Origin of the sequence: Litoribrevibacter albus (genome assembly GCF_030159995.1) — a bacterium.
In the GTDB taxonomy this organism is placed as follows: domain Bacteria; phylum Pseudomonadota; class Gammaproteobacteria; order Pseudomonadales; family Litoribrevibacteraceae; genus Litoribrevibacter; species Litoribrevibacter albus.
Genome location: NZ_BSNM01000011.1, coordinates 409,373 through 427,493, shown reverse-complemented (window position 1 = coordinate 427,493; position 18,121 = coordinate 409,373). Strand labels below are relative to the sequence as shown.

The 18,121-nt window shown below is 45.1% G+C and carries 12 protein-coding genes; 9 read left to right on the top strand and 3 right to left on the bottom strand.

Going from position 1 to position 18,121, the window contains the following annotated elements; genetic code table 11:
- Window positions 1-16 precede the first annotated feature (16 nt).
- A complete protein-coding gene (gene hisD / locus QQL66_RS08975) occupies window positions 17-1,318 on the top strand; it encodes a histidinol dehydrogenase (RefSeq protein ID WP_284380847.1) in 1,302 nt (433 codons plus the stop codon).
- 119 nt (window positions 1,319-1,437) lie between these two features.
- Here the strand turns inward: hisD and QQL66_RS08970 are convergent, their stop codons facing one another.
- Window positions 1,438-2,619, bottom strand: coding sequence for a trypsin-like peptidase domain-containing protein (locus QQL66_RS08970; RefSeq protein WP_284380842.1), 1,182 nt, complete (start codon window positions 2,617-2,619; stop codon window positions 1,438-1,440).
- 204 nt (window positions 2,620-2,823) lie between these two features.
- Here QQL66_RS08970 and QQL66_RS08965 point away from each other — a divergent pair, with 204 nt between their 5' ends.
- The gene (locus QQL66_RS08965) at window positions 2,824-3,588 is read left to right on the top strand and encodes a Nif3-like dinuclear metal center hexameric protein (protein ID WP_284380840.1); all 765 of its coding nucleotides are present in this window, start codon (window positions 2,824-2,826) and stop codon (window positions 3,586-3,588) included.
- Between the two features lie 84 nt (window positions 3,589-3,672).
- Here QQL66_RS08965 and QQL66_RS08960 read toward each other — a convergent pair whose 3' ends face one another.
- Window positions 3,673-4,152 (bottom strand): Z-ring associated ZapG family protein, encoded by a 480-nt coding sequence (locus QQL66_RS08960; protein WP_284380839.1) that lies wholly within the window; start codon window positions 4,150-4,152, stop codon window positions 3,673-3,675.
- A 192-nt stretch (window positions 4,153-4,344) separates the two neighbouring features.
- Between QQL66_RS08960 and zapE the strand changes: the two genes are divergently transcribed.
- The 3 genes from zapE (at window position 4,345) to QQL66_RS08945 (ending at window position 6,716) form a co-directional block, all read left to right on the top strand.
- Complete coding sequence (gene zapE, locus QQL66_RS08955; protein WP_284380837.1) at window positions 4,345-5,460, top strand: cell division protein ZapE; 1,116 nt, start codon at window positions 4,345-4,347, stop codon at window positions 5,458-5,460.
- 185 nt (window positions 5,461-5,645) lie between these two features.
- On the top strand, window positions 5,646-6,329 hold the full coding sequence (locus tag QQL66_RS08950) for a DsbA family protein (RefSeq protein WP_284380835.1): 684 nt from the start codon (window positions 5,646-5,648) through the stop codon (window positions 6,327-6,329).
- A 132-nt stretch (window positions 6,330-6,461) separates the two neighbouring features.
- Complete coding sequence (locus tag QQL66_RS08945) at window positions 6,462-6,716, top strand: Rho-binding antiterminator (protein WP_284380833.1); 255 nt, start codon at window positions 6,462-6,464, stop codon at window positions 6,714-6,716.
- Window positions 6,717-6,838: 122 nt separating this feature from the next.
- Here QQL66_RS08945 and QQL66_RS08940 read toward each other — a convergent pair whose 3' ends face one another.
- On the bottom strand, window positions 6,839-8,023 hold the full coding sequence (locus QQL66_RS08940; protein ID WP_284380832.1) for a thiolase family protein: 1,185 nt from the start codon (window positions 8,021-8,023) through the stop codon (window positions 6,839-6,841).
- 500 nt (window positions 8,024-8,523) lie between these two features.
- On the opposite strand from QQL66_RS08940, the gene QQL66_RS08935 reads away from it, so the two are divergent.
- The 4 genes from QQL66_RS08935 to QQL66_RS08920 all read left to right on the top strand — a co-directional run bounded on the left by QQL66_RS08935 (window position 8,524) and on the right by QQL66_RS08920 (window position 18,096).
- Entirely contained in the window at window positions 8,524-11,847 is a 3,324-nt protein-coding gene (locus QQL66_RS08935) for a hypothetical protein (RefSeq protein ID WP_284380830.1), read from the top strand.
- A gap of 62 nt (window positions 11,848-11,909) precedes the next feature.
- Complete coding sequence (locus QQL66_RS08930; RefSeq protein WP_284380829.1) at window positions 11,910-13,721, top strand: DUF1302 domain-containing protein; 1,812 nt, start codon at window positions 11,910-11,912, stop codon at window positions 13,719-13,721.
- 111 nt (window positions 13,722-13,832) lie between these two features.
- Entirely contained in the window at window positions 13,833-15,206 is a 1,374-nt protein-coding gene (locus QQL66_RS08925; RefSeq protein ID WP_284380827.1) for a DUF1329 domain-containing protein, read from the top strand.
- A gap of 178 nt (window positions 15,207-15,384) precedes the next feature.
- A complete protein-coding gene (locus QQL66_RS08920) occupies window positions 15,385-18,096 on the top strand; it encodes a LuxR C-terminal-related transcriptional regulator (RefSeq protein ID WP_284380825.1) in 2,712 nt (903 codons plus the stop codon).
- The last annotated feature ends 25 nt before the right edge of the window (window positions 18,097-18,121 follow it).

Here is an 18,121-nt window from a genome sequence, read left to right as displayed (position 1 = left end):
AAGGTAAAGAAAGCGCATGATTGACATAAAACGATTGGCAAGTAGTAACAATGATTTTGATGCTCAGCTGACTCAACTGACCGCGTGGGAAGGTGTATCCGATGCTGAAGTGAATCAACGAGTTCATGACATTGTGCATGCTGTTCGTGCTCAAGGTGATCAGGCGTTGATTGAATTTACCAATCGATTTGATCGTCTTCAGTTGAATGATTCCTCTGAATTGGAGTTTTCAAAAGAAGAGTTAAAATCAGCGCTAGAGAACTTACCAGAGAAAGAACGTATTGCATTGCAAACAGCGGCAGATCGCGTGCGTTCTTATCATGAGAAACAACTTCAAACGTCCTGGGATTACACGGAAGCTGACGGCACGGTGCTTGGTCAGAAAGTTACCCCTATGGATAAAGTTGGCTTGTATGTTCCAGGTGGGAAAGCGTCTTATCCTTCCTCTGTATTGATGAATGCAATGCCAGCGAAGGTCGCCGGTGTTAATGAATTAATCATGGTTGTGCCAACTCCGGACGGTGAGATTAACTCGCTGGTATTAGCAGCAGCAGAAGTGGCAGGGGTTGATCGTGTATTCCGTTTGGGCGGTGCTCAGGCTGTTGCTGCTCTTGCTTATGGTACTGAGTCGGTGCCTCAGGTCGATAAGATTGTTGGCCCAGGCAATATTTACGTTGCGACGGCTAAACGAATGGTGTTTGGTGTGGTGGGTATCGACATGATCGCAGGTCCATCAGAGATTCTGGTGGTGTGCGATGGTCAGACTGATCCAGACTGGATTGCCATGGACTTGTTCTCTCAGGCGGAACACGATGAAGATGCTCAGTCGATTTTAATTGCAACCAGCGAAGAGTATCTGGCTCAGGTTCAGGCTTCAATCGAGAAGTTATTACCAACAATGGAGCGTGAAGCCATTATTCGCACCTCTCTTGAGAGTCGTGGTGCGTTTGTCTTGGTTAACGATCTGGATGAAGCTTGTGATGTGGTAAATAAAATTGCCCCCGAGCACTTGGAGTTATCGGTAGAAAATCCAGAAGCGTTACTTCCAAAGATCCGCCACGCAGGCGCTATCTTTATGGGACGTTATACCGCTGAAGCATTGGGTGACTATTGTGCAGGGCCAAACCACGTCCTTCCTACTTCTGGTACGGCTCGTTTCTCTTCACCGTTGGGCGTGTATGATTTCCAGAAGAAATCGTCGATTATCCACTTCTCTGCTGATGGTGCATCGGAAATGGGGAAAGTGGCATCTGTTTTGGCGCGTGGAGAAAGCTTAACCGCACATGCACGTTCTGCCGAGTTCAGAATTAAAGACTAAGTTGTAGCTGCTAGTAGAACGTAATAGACAGGGCTTCCTTTGGAAGCCCTTTTTTGTGTCTGGTTGTTTGAAATATTTAGACTGTCTCGCTGTAATCACTCGCTGTAATTTCTTCAAACTCATTGTTTGGTCAGGTTCGGATGCTCTGATGCTGTTAGTGTGGTTTTTAACGAGTTATTTAAACGGGTCAGCTCAATTTCCACCTTATCCTCTGGTCGTACCATGGCGACTTGTCGGCTGGCAGAGCGGAAGCTGGCAATAGGGACGCCGCCAATCTTGGTAATGATATCGCCAGGAAGCAAACCGGCTTTATGGGCAGGACTGTCCTTGAATATTTTGGTGATTAAAATCCCGGAGTGATACGGAATGTCGAAACGCGAGGCCAGTGCCGGGCTTAAGTCAATGGTTTCTACTCCAAGCCAGCCGCGATTTACCCGGCCATATTCAATTAAGTCTGACATCACCAGTAAGGCTACTTCTACCGGAATGGCAAAACCAATGCCCTGAGCTTCGCCACCTTTGTTGAATACAGCGGTGTTGATGCCGATGAGTTCGCCTTTGGCGTTAATCAAGGCGCCGCCGGAATTGCCAGGGTTAATTGCGGCATCCGTTTGAATGAAGTTTTCATAGGTGGTGATACCGAGATTGCTTCGTCCGAGTGCACTGATGATGCCGATGGAGACTGATTGGTTAAAGCCAAACGGGTTACCAATGGCGAGCACGATATCACCTACGCGAAGTGAGTTGTCTGTGAGCGGAAGTGGAATTTTCGGTAAATCCACCAAATCAACTTTAAGGACGGCAAGGTCAGTAGCGGGGTCGGTTCCAATAACGGTAGCGGGTGATTTTCTTCCGTCACTTAATGCCACAGCGATTTGTTCCGCGCCTTGAATAACATGACGATTGGTTAAAATGTATCCCTCTTCACCGATAAACACGCCAGAACCCAGGCTGTTTTGCATCTTTTGCTGTTGCTGTGGAAGGGTGAAACGTCCGAGAAATTGTCGGAATTTAGGATCAGACAGCAAAGGGTGCGTATTCTGAGCTACGGTTCGGCTGGCATAAATATTCACAACCGCAGGCGACGATGCTTCAACGGCATCAGCATAGGAAGCCGTACCCAGAGGGTGTAATTGCTCTTGTTGTGCTGCTGGGAATGAGGTGTCGTTGGATGATTCAACCCTGGTGGTGTGAGGGTTTTGTGAGCTTGATGAGTTAAACAGCCCTTCCTGCTGAATCAGTAAGATAAGTAAGCCAACACAGGCTCCAATTAAAGCAGGCACTAAGATTCTGTTGATCATAGGATTTATCTTATGTCTGAATTCAGTGCTGTTCGGCACTAAGGGTTAAGATCTGTAAATGAGCTCTGTTAACTCATTATTTTACTATCGCTTTCGCCTAATTGATAATGAAGAATTATTAATTTATTGAAAAGTAAGAGACTTCTAAGAGGCGTTTGTGATTTGTGTGACGCCTTTGATCATAAAAGCAGAGAGTAGAAAGAAATGTCGATCGTTTCTCGAATTCAACTAATGGATTATCTAAACACCCTGTTATCGCCGGGTGATTTCAAAGACTACTGTGAAAACGGGCTTCAAGTGGAAGGTCGTGATCAGATTAAAACCATTGTTTCTGGTGTTACTGCCTGTCAGGCATTGTTGGATCAAGCGGTTGCGCTTAATGCTGATGCAGTGCTTGTTCATCATGGGTATTTTTGGAAAGGCGAACCTCAAAGTCTGGTGGGGATGAAGGGCAAACGGATACGTACGTTAATTAAGAATGACATTAATTTGATTGCGTACCACTTGCCTTTGGATGTGCACCCTGAATACGGAAACAATGCTCAGTTAGCCAAGCTATTGGGCTTAACTATTTTGGATGGGCTGGAAGTCGGTAACCCCAATAGCATTGGGTTGGTTGGGGAATTGGCCTCACCAGTGACGGCTGAAGAGTTTTCCAAACAATTAACTGCTGTGTTGGGTCGGACGCCTCTTCATATTGGTGAGGGTTCTGACTCCATCTCAAAAGTTGCTTGGTGTACCGGGGCTGCCCATTCTTATGTCTATAAAGCGCTGGCGGCGGGTGTCGATGCCTTTATTACTGGCGAGATTTCTGAGCCGACTGTACATATTGCTCGCGAAGAAGGCATTCACTTCTATGCCGCTGGGCATCATGCGACGGAAAGATATGGTGCTAAGGCGTTAGGCGATCATTTAGCGGAGAAGTTTGGCATCGAACATCACTTTGTGGATATTGATAATCCGGTGTAGGTGTTCAATTCGAAAGTCGGGTGTAGGCGAGTAGGTAAGTGTTTTTGAACACTTACCTCTGCTAACAAACGCGGCTAATAGCGTTTAGTTGTCAATTGGCGTATCGCGCTTTTTCTGAAGTCCGAAGTCTTCGGCCAGGGTGCCGCCTTGTTGTTTGTCTGCGCTGTGAGCGTAATCCTTCGGCATTTCGTAATCAATTTCTGTATCTAAGTGATCATCTTCCGGTTGAGTGGAAGGTGGCTGAGTTTCTTTGAGTTCACCCAGCTTCAGTTGTTCTGAAATCAGATCATTGTTACACAGGTCTTGAGAGCTTTTTGAAAGGTGGTCATACACTTTCTTGTATTGGCTGGTCAGTTCGGAAAATAGCTCAGCGGTTTCAGCAAAGTGTTCCGTCACTTTATCTTGATATTCTGCTTGATTCTGTTCGGTTTCAGAGAGTTGCTTCTCTAGTTGGCGACTTTTTTGGTTAGCAGGTTGAAGCCAATAGGTCAGTAGAGCGCCTAGGGCTGATCCAAGAATGAACGTCAGGCCATAAGATAACCAATCAATCGAAGTGCTTTCCATAGATGTGTCTCGCTGGTTGATCAAAGTGATAGGGGCTTCGAAGGCAAAGCCTTCTTAGATTGCCTTGTGAGCCGACGATTGGCAACTACTTTTGGCGCATCGGGGTGAGGTTTGGTTGAACATTCCAGGCGTCCGATGTAAAGTGCGCTACCTCTGATTGATTACGATATAAACAGTACTGTTGAAAGGCCTATGACTACTCCGCTAGAGCTTTATAGAAAAGACTTAGAACGTGAAGATTTCAAGTACGACGCTGCCCAGGAAATGGCGGTAAACCACTTACAGCGACTCTATGAAGAGTTGGTTGCAGACTATGAAAAATCCAAGTCACGTCGAAAGGTTCCAAGCCTCAGTAAAGTAATCAAGCGTAAGAAAAAGAAAGAGCCATTACAGGGCTTGTATTTTTGGGGTGGCGTTGGCCGTGGTAAAACCTACTTGGTTGATACTTTCTATGATGCCTTGCCTTTCGAACGTAAAATTCGAACGCACTTCCACCGCTTCATGCAGCGAGTTCATCAGGAATTAACTGATCTGAAAGGGCAGAAAGACCCTCTGGAGACCGTGGCTGATCGTATTGCTAAAGAAGGCGTGGTGATCTGTTTTGATGAGTTCTTTGTCTCGGACATCGGTGATGCGATGATTTTAGGTTCCCTGCTGGGGATGCTGTTTGATCGTGGCGTGACCTTAGTGGCAACCTCTAATATCGTTCCTGATGGCCTATATAAAGATGGCTTGCAGCGTGATCGTTTCATTCCTGCTATTAAATTATTGAATCAATACACCGAGGTAGTGAACGTCGACAGCGGTGTTGACTATCGGTTAAGAGCCTTGGAGCAGGCGGAGCTGTACCACCACCCATTGGATGATGGTGCAGAGCAGAGCTTGCAGACCAGTTTTGATAGCTTGATTCCTGATGCTCAGCACGTTGAGTGTGATGTGCCTGTTGAGGTGTTGGGACGTAATATTCAAGCGAAAGCTATTTGTGATGATGTCGCATGGTTTGAGTTCGATGCGCTGTGTAATGGCCCTCGTTCCCAGAACGATTACATTGAGTTAGGGCGTTTGTATCACGCGGTATTAGTGAGCAATGTACCTGAACTGGGGGCTAAAACAGATGACTTGGCTCGCCGTTTTATCAATATGGTGGATGAGTTTTACGACCGTGGTGTGAAGTTGATTATGTCGGGTGAAAAGCCGATTCCGGACATCTACACAACCGGTAAGTTGGAATTTGAATTTCAACGAACCACCAGTCGATTGCTGGAGATGCAATCGCATGATTACTTGGCGCGAGAGCATAAAGCCTGATTTGGCTTGTGACACCTGATAAAGCTATGTTCTGCTATTTACTGTGTCGGAACTTTCGTGCGTAAATAGATACTAAAGGAAGCCGTAGTTGAAGAATTACGGCTTTTTTAGTGGTTGGACTTTGATGGTTGGACTTTACATAATTGCACTTTAATAGTTAGGGATAAATAAGAGGGCGCCTTGATATGGGTAAACGAGTAATTTCGATAGTGATGGCTTTAGGCGTCGCTGGATTAATAACGGCATGCAGTGATACGGAATCTACAAAACAAACTTCAGCTAATGAACCAATCATGACCGTGGCCTCTGGTCAGCTGGAGGAAGGAACCCATTATTTCAGCTATGAGAATATTCTGGCGAAACAAGATTCGAGTTTAGCTCAAGCGGATATTGTCGAGTTCTTTAGTTATAGTTGTCATCACTGTCAGGAGTTTGCTCCTCAGCTGGAAAAGTGGAATCAGCAAAATCCTTCCAAGAAAGTAAGTTATGTGCCCGTGGTATGGAACCAAACGACAGGGCTTTATGCTCGAGTGTATTATGCAGTAGAGCCGTTAGAAAACTTTGAGTCTATCCATCATGACATGTTTAAGCTGTTTGAAACCTTTGGTAATGAGAAGAGCCTGGGTGAGCAGTTAGATAAAATCTATGCGATGTTGGAAGAGAAGGGCGTAGACGTTGCCTCTGTGAAACAACGTTTGGAAAGCAAAGAATTGGAAGACAAACTGCGTAATTCTATTGAGTTGTCCAAACACTATGAGATCTCAGGTACACCTACCTTGATAATTGAAGGTGCCAAACGAGTGAATAATAAAGTGTTAACCTCTAAGGAAGAGCTGTTCACTTATGTTGACCGCCTGATGGAAATGTAGAAAACATTTCATTACTGAATGTTTTCAGGCTTCTTAAAGAGCCTTCGAAGCCCTGATAGCTATAGTGTTATCAGGGCTTTTGTTTTTGGGTGGGATGATTCAGATCTTGCCAGGTGAATGAAGGAAAGACACATGACCAAACAGATTTCTTGTGAGTCACATGACTACTTTGAGATCGTGTGTATGCGTCACTCTAAAATTCAGTTGACCTTGAAAGACCATCGATCTGTCTTGGGAGTTGCTCGTGACATTATTCGAAAGGCGAGTAGCGAATTGATTGTGGTAGATTCGTCAGAAGGTGTGGTTGAAGTGGATTTGATTGATGTGGTGGTATTAAAGGCGCTGAATAACCCGATAGAAGCGCATAATTTTGAGATGGTGTTTTAGGTGGCTTGTTTGTGTTTTCGATAATAAGTCTCCGGAGTGTTAACTTATTGCTGGGCGGGGCAGGAGATAAATAAAAAGCCCTGTATGAAACAGGGCTTTTTAATCGAACTAGCGGATCAGGTTTAGATCAGCTCGATTGCCATTGCAGTCGCTTCACCACCACCAATACACAGTGCCGCAACGCCTTTTTTCTTACCGTAACGCTGAAGTGCGTACATTAGTGTTACAAGCAGACGAGAACCTGTTGAGCCTACAGGGTGACCCTGAGCACATGCGCCGCCGTGTACGTTTACTTTCTCTGGGTCCAAGCCAAGTTCTTTGATTGGCATCATCGCAACCATCGCGAATGCTTCGTTGATCTCGAAAAGATCAACGTCTTCTTTTGACCATTCTGCTTTGTCCAAAACTTTTTCAATTGCGCCAACAGGAGCAATAGTGAACTCAGATGGATGCTGCGATTGTGTTGCGTGAGCAACGATACGAGCCATAGGCTTAAGGCCACGTTTCTCAGCTTCAGCTTCGCTCATAAGAACAAGGGCCGATGCACCATCAGAAATAGAAGAAGCATTTGCCGCAGTAATGGTGCCGTCTTTTGCGAACGCAGGACGAAGCGTTGGGATTTTTTCGATGTTAGCGTTGTGTGGCTGCTCATCATCAGAAACGACGGTTTCGCCACGACGACTCTTAACGGTGACAGGAACGATTTCGTCTTTGATTAGACCTTCATCAATCGCTTTTTTAGCACGCTCAAGGGAGTTGATTGCATACGCATCCATCTCTTCACGAGTATAACCTTTGTCATCAGCAGTACCTTGAGCGAACTGACCCATAAGCTTGCCTGTTTCAGCATCTTCAAGACCATCAAGGAACATGTGGTCTTTCAATTGGTCGCCATGACCTAAGCGGTAACCTGTGCGAGCTTTTTCCAGAATGTATGGTGCGTTAGACATGCTTTCCATACCGCCTGCAATTACGATCTCATTAGTGCCAGCTTTGATGGAGTCGTGAGCCATCATGGTCGCTTTCATGCCAGAACCGCACAGCTTGTTGATAGTTACCGCACCAGTGTTGTCTGAAAGACCTGCTTTACGCATAGCTTGACGTGCTGGGCCTTGTTTCAAGCCAGCAGGTAGTACGTTACCCATGATTACTTCTTGAACGTCATTAGCATCAATGCCAGCACGTTTAACAGCTTCTTCAATAGCAACTGCGCCAAGCTCAGTTGCAGGAAGTGCGCTCAATGCACCTTGTAAACCGCCCATAGGGGTACGAGCACCGGATACGATAACTACAGAATCTTTAGACATATTTATCTCCATCTGAATGAAGGGCTTAACGGCTACACTCGCTTTTCGTGACAGAGCGTTGTTCGCAGCGTTAACTAATCCTTCCTTAATAATACGAGCTGTAACAATAAAAGTTCGGAACTCTTACATTTAATAGCTCTATTTCCTGGCTCTTAGAATTGCAGACCTAATAAAAAGACTGCGTTTACATCAAGCCAAGTATAAAAAGTGTGCGGCATTATAAGTCAGAAGTAGGAGGAATCCTAATTGGCTTGCTTGAACTATGGGGAATTCCTACTACCTTGTAACAGAATGTAAATTTCTTTGGTGTTCTTGTTGCTATTTGGCCGGAATGGCAAAGAAATCAAATGGAATCATCCTTTAGGGTGATCTCATGCGGGGAACTCCTCCGCTATATTGTGATGTTATTCGCATAGTGGATTGATAGGGTTAGGAATTCTCCACCCAACAAATACCGCTACTTAATAAAGATAAACAATAAAAGTCAGACAAGGTTGCATATGTTGAAGAAATCTCTTCTGAGTCTTGCCATTGCTGCAGGCTTAGGCCTAGCTGGTTGTTCTGGTACGGACAGTACAGGTTCCGTAGATTCAAATGGTGGGAATCCAGACCAGCGTGGAGCTGATCAAGGTTCTTTGGATCTAGTAAATAACCCAGGGACTTACCCTCTGTATGATCCTGGTGCTTCTGTAGTTCCAGTCCCAAGTGATCTTCAATATTCGGGAACAACCGATGGAACGATCGTATTTTCTGGTGAAACAAGTAACTCGTTCAAGTTTATTGATCCTGATACAGGAACTACCGGTACAAACTTCAATCCTGTAACCAATGCTCTGGCTGATATGGATGGTGCTTCAGTTCTTGCTCAGATTGATCTGCCTTTCTCTGGTTCAATTGATGCGACAACTGTAGTAGCTAACCAAAGTGTTTTCCTTGTTCAGTTGGTGGATTGTCAGGACGCTGATGGTAATGATCGAGATCCAATTACTGGTTGTCTTGCAAATGGCGAGTTAACTTATATCAATCCAGCTGCTTTAGATGGTTCTGATGTCACAACGATTTCTGAGTCGTTTGGTGATACACCAAACTTCCGTGCAGAAGTGATTACCCATACTGGCGGTACTGAAAATTCCGTATTGCGCATTACTCCATTAGAGCCTTTGGATGGCGCTACTCGTTATATGGTGTTTTTGACTAACGGTATTAAAACGTCAGAAGGTGAGTCGGTTAATCCTAGTGTGCAATATAACGCGATTGGTGGTGACGAAGTTATCCCTGTTGCTTTAGAACCTGTTCGTTCACTGGTACAAGGGTATGAAACTTTAGCTGGTGGTTATGTTGCCACGATTCTGACTGATGCATTAACAAACCATTTATTATATTTGGCCTCTAGTGGTACCCAAGGTGAATTGTTAAGTACAGAGAACCAGCAGTTACTAGCTGACTTTGGCATTGATTATACAACCATTGTTGATTTGGCAACTGCAACCGCTGCAATTACGCAGGCTTCGGCAGCAACACCGGATTCTGTTGTAATGTCTTATTCGTTCACTACGGGTGGTACGAATGAAGTGCTTAGTGTGATGACTGCTCCTGGTTTGGCTAATTCTGCATTGCAGGCTGCACAAGCGCACCCAACTGTGGCAGCTACTTTTAACGCGCCACAACCAAGAGCGATCAACATTACCAAGACTGAAGTAATTGAGGGTATGGACGTTCGTGTAGGTACTATTGACCTACCATATTTCTTGACTGCTCCATCCTTCTATCAGGATTTGGCTAAAGCGGCTGATCCGGCTGAACAATTAACAGCGGCAAATGTGATCAATGCGAAATGGCAAGCAAACGATGAGATTGATGATCTGGCTGCAACATTGGGTGCTGGTTTTGAAGCATTAGGGGCTATTACTCCTCCTACGGAAAAAGTAACCCGCTTCTTCCCGTTCGCAAAAGCTACAGGGACATTACAAGCGCCGATTGAAGTCTTTTTACCTGCTGGTGCTCCTACACAGACCATTATTTATCAACATGGTTTAGGTACTAACCGTTCAATTGCTATCTCGTTTGCTAAGCAAATGACGGCGGCGGGTTATGCCGTTGTTGCAATGGATTATGCTTTGCATGGTTTGGAACCTACGGACTTTGTTGATGCACTAGGTTTGATTGATTTGACATCGACGGGGGCTAAGTTAAGTCCGCTTAATGCAACTACTGTTGATACAACTTCTAAAGTAGCGGTTACTGCTGAAGCAGCTGGTATTGATACTGCGACTGTGGCAGCAGCTTTGGCTGCTGTGGCTGGCGGTTCTCCAACTGCTGAAGAACAAGCTGTTTATAATGTATTTGTTTCTGTTTCCAGTACTGTCGCAGCGATCGATGATGCGGTTACCACTGTTGCTGCTTATGCTGCTGATAACTCAAATCCTGCTCCAACTGCTACTCAAGTGGCATATGCGACTGCTTATCAGACAGTATCTACGACGGATAACTACGACGTTACTGATCCGGCTATTCAGGCGGCATTGGCTTATCAAGGTTATCAAACTGCAACCCTTGGTCAGTACATGGTGAATGAGAATCACTTTGGTTTAACAACTGATAATGGTTCAACGCCACGTGCTATTTCTGCTGCAGATCTAGTAGATGGTTCTTCTGAATCTGGTAAGTTGTTTGTTTATCCACTTCATTTCCAGATTACACGTGATAACTTCCGTCAATCGGTGATGGGGCTTCTTAACCTTGGTGCATCACTCGGTAATATTTCAACTGAAGTTGGTGTAACGTTACCTCAGCACGACGGTACTAAGAGTCTGGTTAACTTTGTAGGCCACTCGTTTGGTGCGATTCTTGGTGCGTCCTACGCTTCAATTAACAACACCGTTGGTTTCTATAACGTTAACAATAATGCCATTGTGCAAGGTGCTATTGCACAGCTGGATACTGGTAATCCAACGCTGAATGCTACTTTCCAAGGTGCTTTATCAACAGCTCTAGGCACTGATAATTTGGCTTGTGATCAGGCTTCTACGTTTGTACTAGATACGTTGCAGCCAATTGAAGATGGTTCGGGTGGCGCAATTCCTGCGGGTACTGCAGCTGCTGTCGCTGCGAGTGACGAAGTGAAGTCACTTAATGTGCTAGGTTGTGGTAACTCCAACTTACCTCATCTTCAAACAGTAACGCTTGTTAATGGTAGTGGTTCATTAGCTAAGCTAAATGAGCACTCTCCTGAGTATGCCCCTCCTGTAATTGCTGGTTTGACTGCTCTCGGAATTCCGCAAGGCTCTGCAAGCTTTGAGGCATTTATGAGAGTCCTGCAAGGTACTCTGGATTCAGTTGATCCTTTGTCTCTTTCTGCCAGCTACTCAAGCCCGTTGGTGACTAATACCACTGGTGTGCTTTCTATCATGGTTGAGGATGACGATTCTGTTCTAAACAGTGCGGATGATTCTCGCCCTTACATTTATGCAAAAGCACCAGTTGCTAATACGGCCAACAATATGGCTGGTTTCTCTGCACCTCTAGTGGGTACTGAGCCGCAAAATATTGCTATGGGGCTTACGGACATTACCGCAGGTGCAACAGGTGATGGTACTTCACTACAACAAGTGGCGGTACGCTTCCATTCAAATCATGCTGGAACAGAAGCGGATCCAAATCCAGATCACAATACTTTCGAGTTGAATTCTTTGTTGACGGCTGATCCTGACGCGAATGAACAGGAAATGACAGCGATTGTTCAGAGCTTTATTAACTTCTCTGGCACTGTTGTGAGTGTTGGATCTGTTGCTGCTGGCTCAATTGAAGCAACTACAGCACCTTAGATCATTAACCCAGCTAAGAAATTTTGCCTGCTTCGCTGAAGCAGGCCGTGGAGAATAAAATAATGACAAAAAGAAAGTTTATGATTCGTGACCTAGCTGTGGCTGTATCAATGGCAACAGTTTCGTTATCAGCTTCAGCTGCTCAATTTGATGTGGGTGAAGAAGGATCTCTTCAAATTGATACTCAAATCACTGCGTCTGCTGCATGGCGTACAGAAGATCCTAATCTGGGTCGAGTTGCTCGTTCTAACACGGATTACGATGGTAATTCTGGTGAAGGCTCAACGTATAACTACGATGATGGTACGTTGAACTTTAAAAAAGGCCATACCTATACTAAAAAACTGACTATGACCAATGATATTGAATTCACTTATGGTGATGTTGGTGCGTTTGGTCGTGTTAAATCCTTTTATGATTTTGAACTGCAGGATGAGTCTCGTGAGCATGATGAATTGAGTGCATCAGCACGAGACGACGCAGGGTCAGATGTTGATCTTCTGGATGCCTTTGTTTGGTGGAATACTTACCTAGGTGAAGATGAAACTCCTTTAAGTTTACGTGCTGGTAAGCAAGTAATTTCATGGGGTGAGTCTACCTTTATCCAAGGTGGTATTAACTCGACTAACCCGGTTGATGCGACTGCTGCTCGTACGCCAGGTGCAGAAGTTAAAGACATTCTGCTTCCTGTTGAAATGCTTTATGCCTCAGTGGGTTTGACCGATGCGCTGTCAATGGAAGCGTACTATCAGTTGAAGTGGCGTAAAACAGAAGTGGATCCTTGTGGAACCTTCTACTCAACTATTGACTTTGCTACGAATGTTGACTGTGGAAACGTATTGTTATCAACCATTCCTGGTGTTGATGATAATGCGTATGCAGAGGCAGGCTATCCTGCAGTTATTCACACCCCTGATAATGAGCCTGATGATCGTGACCAGTTTGGTATCGCGCTACGTTATTATGCTGAAGAGTTGAATGATACCGAGTTTGGTTTCTACTATATGCAGTTCCATAGCAAGATTCCTGTAATTGAAGGACAGGTTCTTCAACAAGGTACTGATTATGGTTACTTCAATCTTGCTTATCCTGAACGTATAAAATTGATGGGGATCAGCTTCAACACCAGTGTAGAGGGTGGTATCTCGTTATCCGGTGAAGTGAGCTATAAGCAAGACGTACCTGTTCAATACAATGCGTTTGATTTGGTACATGGTGTGATTGGTTTACCTTCTGTCGCTGCTATTGATATTGCTAAGAAGCAATATGGTTTGGAGGCAAATGAGATTTCTCAATTGCAAGGCCAGCGTGTTGAGGGTTGGGATCGATTTGACATAGTTCAGGCACAAATGACCATGATTAAATTCTTTGATCAGGTGCTAGGTGCAAGTCGTTTGACTCTTGCGGGTGAAGTAGGTGCGACTTATGTAAGAGATCTTCCTGATCAGAATGATGCTCGCTTTGGTCGTTCTGGAGCATACGGTATCGGTGCGTACACTTATCCAGGACTTTCAAGCTGTGGAGAGACTGGTAAAACCGGTGCTAACGACAACCCTGATTATTGTACGCAAGATGGCTACACGACTGAGTTGTCTTGGGGCTACCGTATTCGTGGTAAGTTGGAATACAACAACGCATTTGCTGGTGTGAACCTGGAGCCATTCTTCGCTTGGTCTCATGATGTGGATGGTAATGGACCTGAGCCAGGCAGCCAGTTCATTGAAGACCGTATGGCATTGAATATGGGTGTTAATGCACTTTACTTGAATGCTTGGAAGGCGTCTGTAGGTTACACCGCGTTCTTTAATAATGCGGATTACAACGACTTGGATGACCGCGATAACGCATATGCAAGTTTGAGCTATTCATTCTAAGCTGAAAATAACGAATAACGTCGATGGAATGAGTAGTGGCCAAGGACGGGCAAATAAGAATTATGATGTTTGCCCCACCTTGTAGGGTGGAAATTAATTAAAGGGTTCAATATGAAACTGAAAAACACTTTAGTGTTGAGTGGTGCACTGGCTTTATCAGTAGCAGCGTCAAGTGCATGGGCAAAGGTTTCTGAAGCAGAGGCAGCGCGTTTAGGTGCTGACCTTACGCCAATCGGTGCTGAAAAAGCCGGTAATGGCGGTGATATTCCTGCTTGGGATGGTGGTATTTCTGCACCTCCTGCCGGTTTTGATGGTTCGAACTACATTTCGCCATTTGCTGGTGAAACGCCTAAGTTCACTATCGATGCTGGCAATATGGCTCAGTATGCAGACAAGTTGTCTGAAGGCCAAAAGGCCATGTTGACCAAATACGGTACATACAATATTCCTGTGTACCCAACGCATCGTACGGCGGCATATCCTACTGAGCTTTATGATGTAATTAAAAAGAACGCCTCTAATACTGAGTTAGTTGATGGTGGTAACGGTCTAAGAAATTACATCAAAGCTGTACCTTTCCCTGTTATTGACCAGAATGATCCTGATGCAGGTTTGAAAATCATTTGGAACCATATCGTACGTTATCGTGGTGGTTCGGTAATGCGTACCATCAACCAGGCGACGCCACAGGTGAATGGTTCGTATACCTTGGTTAAGTTCCAGGATGAGTTTACGTTCCGTTCTAACCTTAAAGGTGTGGATCTAAGTCAGCCTTCGAACATCTTGTTCTACTTTAAACAGCAAGTACTTGCACCAGCGCGTTTGGCGGGTAACGTTTTGCTTGTTCACGAAACACTGGATCAGGTAAAAGAGCCTCGTTTAGCTTGGTTGTATAACGCTGGTCAGCGTCGTGTACGTCGTGCTCCTCAGGTGTCTTACGATGGTCCAGGTACTGCGGCGGACGGTCTACGTACTTCTGATAACTTCGACATGTACAATGGTGCGCCAGATCGTTATGACTGGAAATTGGTTGGTAAGCAAGAAATGTACATTCCGTACAACTCTTACCAGTTGAACTCTAAGTCGTTGAAGTATGATGACATCATTCGCCCAGGTCACTTGAACCCTGAGCATACTCGCTATGAACTTCACCGTGTATGGAAGGTTGAAGCGACCATTAAAGAAGGTCAGCGTCACATTTACGCGAAGCGTACTTTCTACATTGATGAAGATAGCTGGTCAGCGTCTGTAATTGATCACTACGATGGCCGTGGTGAACTATGGCGTGTGGCTGAAGCTCATGCGATGCAGTTCTACGATTCAGTTATCCCTTGGTATGCGGTTGAATCTTTGTATGATTTGCTAGCAGGCCGTTACTTGGTACTTGGTTTGGATAACGAAGAAGGTAAATCTTACGAGTTTAACTTCGAGCGTTCAGAAAAAGACTATACGCCTGCTGCGTTACGTCGTTCTGGTCGTCGTTAATTCGAATCGAACCATCAGAAAAACGCCCTATATGGGCGTTTTTTTATGCCTGAAAAAAATTAATTGGTGTGATTAGGGGTGATAATTTTGTAATTAGCAGTCACTCTTTAGTATGATGCGTCGATATTAGAATAATAATTCTAATTTTTCTTGAGTGAAGCGGACTACGTTATTAACTATGGAAATGACGCATAAATCACCAGTTACCTCTCTGTTTAAATTGCATTCGTCTCGTCGATTAATTCCGGCGAAAGGCAGTATTTCAGTTCGCCCAAAAGTCAAAGAAGCGGTCGAACATGGCCTGGAACGATCGCGTCTGTTGTTCGCCTGTGCGCCTAAAGGCTATGGGAAAACGCTAGCGGTGAGCGCGTATGCGCGTTCTGTTGTAGCGCAAGGTGGTCAGGCTGAATGGGTTGAGCTGTCCCGAGGTGGTGAGAGCGTTGAAGACTTCCTATGTTACTTACTTGATGCCATTAAAAGTCTGTTAGCTCTGTCTGAACCTACAAGTGAAGAGATCCAACGCGAAATTCAATATGGATGGCGTGATGCTCTGGAGGTATTTCTCTTAGGGATCAATCGCCATTCAATGACGGAGCAGGAAAAATCCGCTGAGCAAAAAAAACTATTAGTGATTAATGGTTGGGATGGGGTTAATACCTCATCTGATGAACGCTACATTCTGGAAACCTTAATACGCTTCACTCCTGCCGATTTAAAAATACTAGTGGTCTCTTCGAAGCTCGATGACGCTTTGATCAACAGTCCTGTGATGATCAATATTCAGCCTCAGCTGATGCAGTATATGGATTTCTCCATGGGCTACAGTGATGTCATGGCTCGTTTGGTGCAGTTACATGTACCTGATGCTGAAGATCGTGCCAATTACATTATGCAGAAAACCCTTGGCTGGCCTTTGGCTGTTGAGGTGATGGTGAAAGAACTCTCATCATTGAGTGCTTCTGCTGCCTTAGATGAGCCTATTTTATTGTCGAGGCTCAGCTCTTTTTTGGCTGAACAATTCAATTTGCCTGAACTACATCAGACCACTCATGTTTTGGCGGTTTTGTCATTGGTTGAACGTGTTTCTGAGCAGTTTTGTACCGATGTTTTCGGCGAACAAGGGGCTCTGTGTTTCAACGTGATCAAAGAGCAATTGATCCTACAGTCGCCACCGGAAGGCGCCAGCACCAATTACTTTTTATTCAATCCTGTTCATCGGAGCTGGCTCGTTGAAACCCATTTGAAGGCCATTTCTAAAGAAAAATTAGAGTCCTGGATAGTTAAATCTGCCGAGTGGTTTGTCCAGCATCAAGCCTTCTCTGAAGCTATCAATCTCTGCACCTATTTAGGAAAAGCCGACGTCATACTCTCGGTGGCTGAAAAGTCGTCAGACTTTTTACTGCAGCAGCACGGTTTTCACCAGTTGAGAAAACTTGAAACCTTACTCACGCCCGAAGTAATGAATTCCAGTCCTAAGCTCTGTTCTTCAATGGCGTGGGCCTGGGCTTATTCAATGGATTTCCGTCGGGCGTTAACCTGGCTGGATAACATTTCTGAAGCGGATGTCCAAGAACATGGATTAACGTCCCTGGTGTTGTTGATTCGTGCCTGGTGTGCGCGTTATCTCGGAGAATATGAAAAAGCCAAGGCGTTAGTGGAAGAGTATCGTTCACATGAGGATCAAGGCGAACTCACAGAAGCTATGTCGCTGATTCTTTCAGCCAGAATTTCATTGGCTGTCGGGGATTTTTCGCTGGGTGAACAACAGATCAATAACTCGTTACGGAAAGCCCGAAACTGGTCTGATGGGCGTCTTGAATCAGCGGTTCTGATTGATTTATGTCGATACCATCAACAGCGCGGAGACTGGCATTCAGCCCTGGCTTCCATCGATAAAGGCATTTCATTACTGCATCAACAAACCCTGGGCACTCAATCGCCGTTTTATGGGCGAATGATGATGTTGAAGTCCTATATTTTATGGATTCAAGGGGATTGGTTGAATGCAGATGATGTCTGTGACCGAGGAGTGAAAACGGCGCTGCATAATGAAGATCCGATGATCGTATTAGGCTTCTCTGTAAAGGCCTTGTTGTATCGTGGCAAACGCTCTTACCGAAAAGCGCACCGGGGAATCTTTGAGCTTGAGCGTTTGATGCACTGCTGGAATGTGCCTGATGATTTTTACCAGCCATTAGTGAATTTGGTAAAAGCTTATCTCAAGCTCGATGAAGGACAACTGAGCATTGCTCAATCTATTTACGACGACCTTGCCGAGCGGGATTTTTGGCACCCAGCGTTGTTGGAATGGTTGCCGCATTTGGGTTATTACCTGGATCTGTTGGGCATTCGCTTGAGTTGTGCCCATGGTCAGTGGCAGCATGCGTTGGAGCTATGTGATCAGTTACAGCGTAAGCTCTCTGTGGAATCACGTGCAGTGATGTACATCCCTGTGATGGTCTTACAGGCGACCTGTTACGACGCATTGGGTGATACCAAACAATCAGCCAAAGTGCTCAAACGGGCTCTTCAGGAATCCATGAGCTGCAGTTACATCGCTCCCTTTATGGAGTTAGGTGTGCAGGTCGCACCTATGTTGGCGAAGTTAAATGAGCGAGGCGAGTTGGGTGAGTTCATTTATCAGTTGCAACACCTGGAAGGGCTTAGAGAGCATTTGAGCATTGGCAATGATGTCTGTGTTCCGCTGAGTGATCGGGAGCAGGGTGTATTGGCGCTGATTGCGGAAGGTCATTCGAATCAAGCGGTAGCGGACAAACTCTTTATTTCGCTCAATACGGTGAAAACGCACGCACGTAAAATTAATAATAAGTTGGGTGTTAAGAACCGGACACAAGCCATTGCAAAGGCGAGAGAGCTAGGCTTGCTGTAATGCAAGCATTGGCTTACAGCTATTG

What these genes read in the sequence shown, in the direction of transcription:
- hisD (WP_284380847.1), top strand. Translation starts at nt 17, where the DNA reads ATGATTGACATAAAACGATTGGCAAGTAGTAACAATGATTTTGATGCT.
- QQL66_RS08935 (WP_284380830.1), top strand. Translation starts at nt 8,524, where the DNA reads ATGTTGAAGAAATCTCTTCTGAGTCTTGCCATTGCTGCAGGCTTAGGC.
- QQL66_RS08920 (WP_284380825.1), top strand. Translation starts at nt 15,385, where the DNA reads ATGGAAATGACGCATAAATCACCAGTTACCTCTCTGTTTAAATTGCAT.
- zapE (WP_284380837.1), top strand. Translation starts at nt 4,345, where the DNA reads ATGACTACTCCGCTAGAGCTTTATAGAAAAGACTTAGAACGTGAAGAT.
- QQL66_RS08945 (WP_284380833.1), top strand. Translation starts at nt 6,462, where the DNA reads ATGACCAAACAGATTTCTTGTGAGTCACATGACTACTTTGAGATCGTG.
- QQL66_RS08970 (WP_284380842.1), bottom strand. Translation starts at nt 2,619, where the DNA reads ATGATCAACAGAATCTTAGTGCCTGCTTTAATTGGAGCCTGTGTTGGC.
- QQL66_RS08965 (WP_284380840.1), top strand. Translation starts at nt 2,824, where the DNA reads ATGTCGATCGTTTCTCGAATTCAACTAATGGATTATCTAAACACCCTG.
- QQL66_RS08950 (WP_284380835.1), top strand. Translation starts at nt 5,646, where the DNA reads ATGGGTAAACGAGTAATTTCGATAGTGATGGCTTTAGGCGTCGCTGGA.
- QQL66_RS08960 (WP_284380839.1), bottom strand. Translation starts at nt 4,152, where the DNA reads ATGGAAAGCACTTCGATTGATTGGTTATCTTATGGCCTGACGTTCATT.
- QQL66_RS08940 (WP_284380832.1), bottom strand. Translation starts at nt 8,023, where the DNA reads ATGTCTAAAGATTCTGTAGTTATCGTATCCGGTGCTCGTACCCCTATG.
- QQL66_RS08925 (WP_284380827.1), top strand. Translation starts at nt 13,833, where the DNA reads ATGAAACTGAAAAACACTTTAGTGTTGAGTGGTGCACTGGCTTTATCA.
- QQL66_RS08930 (WP_284380829.1), top strand. Translation starts at nt 11,910, where the DNA reads ATGACAAAAAGAAAGTTTATGATTCGTGACCTAGCTGTGGCTGTATCA.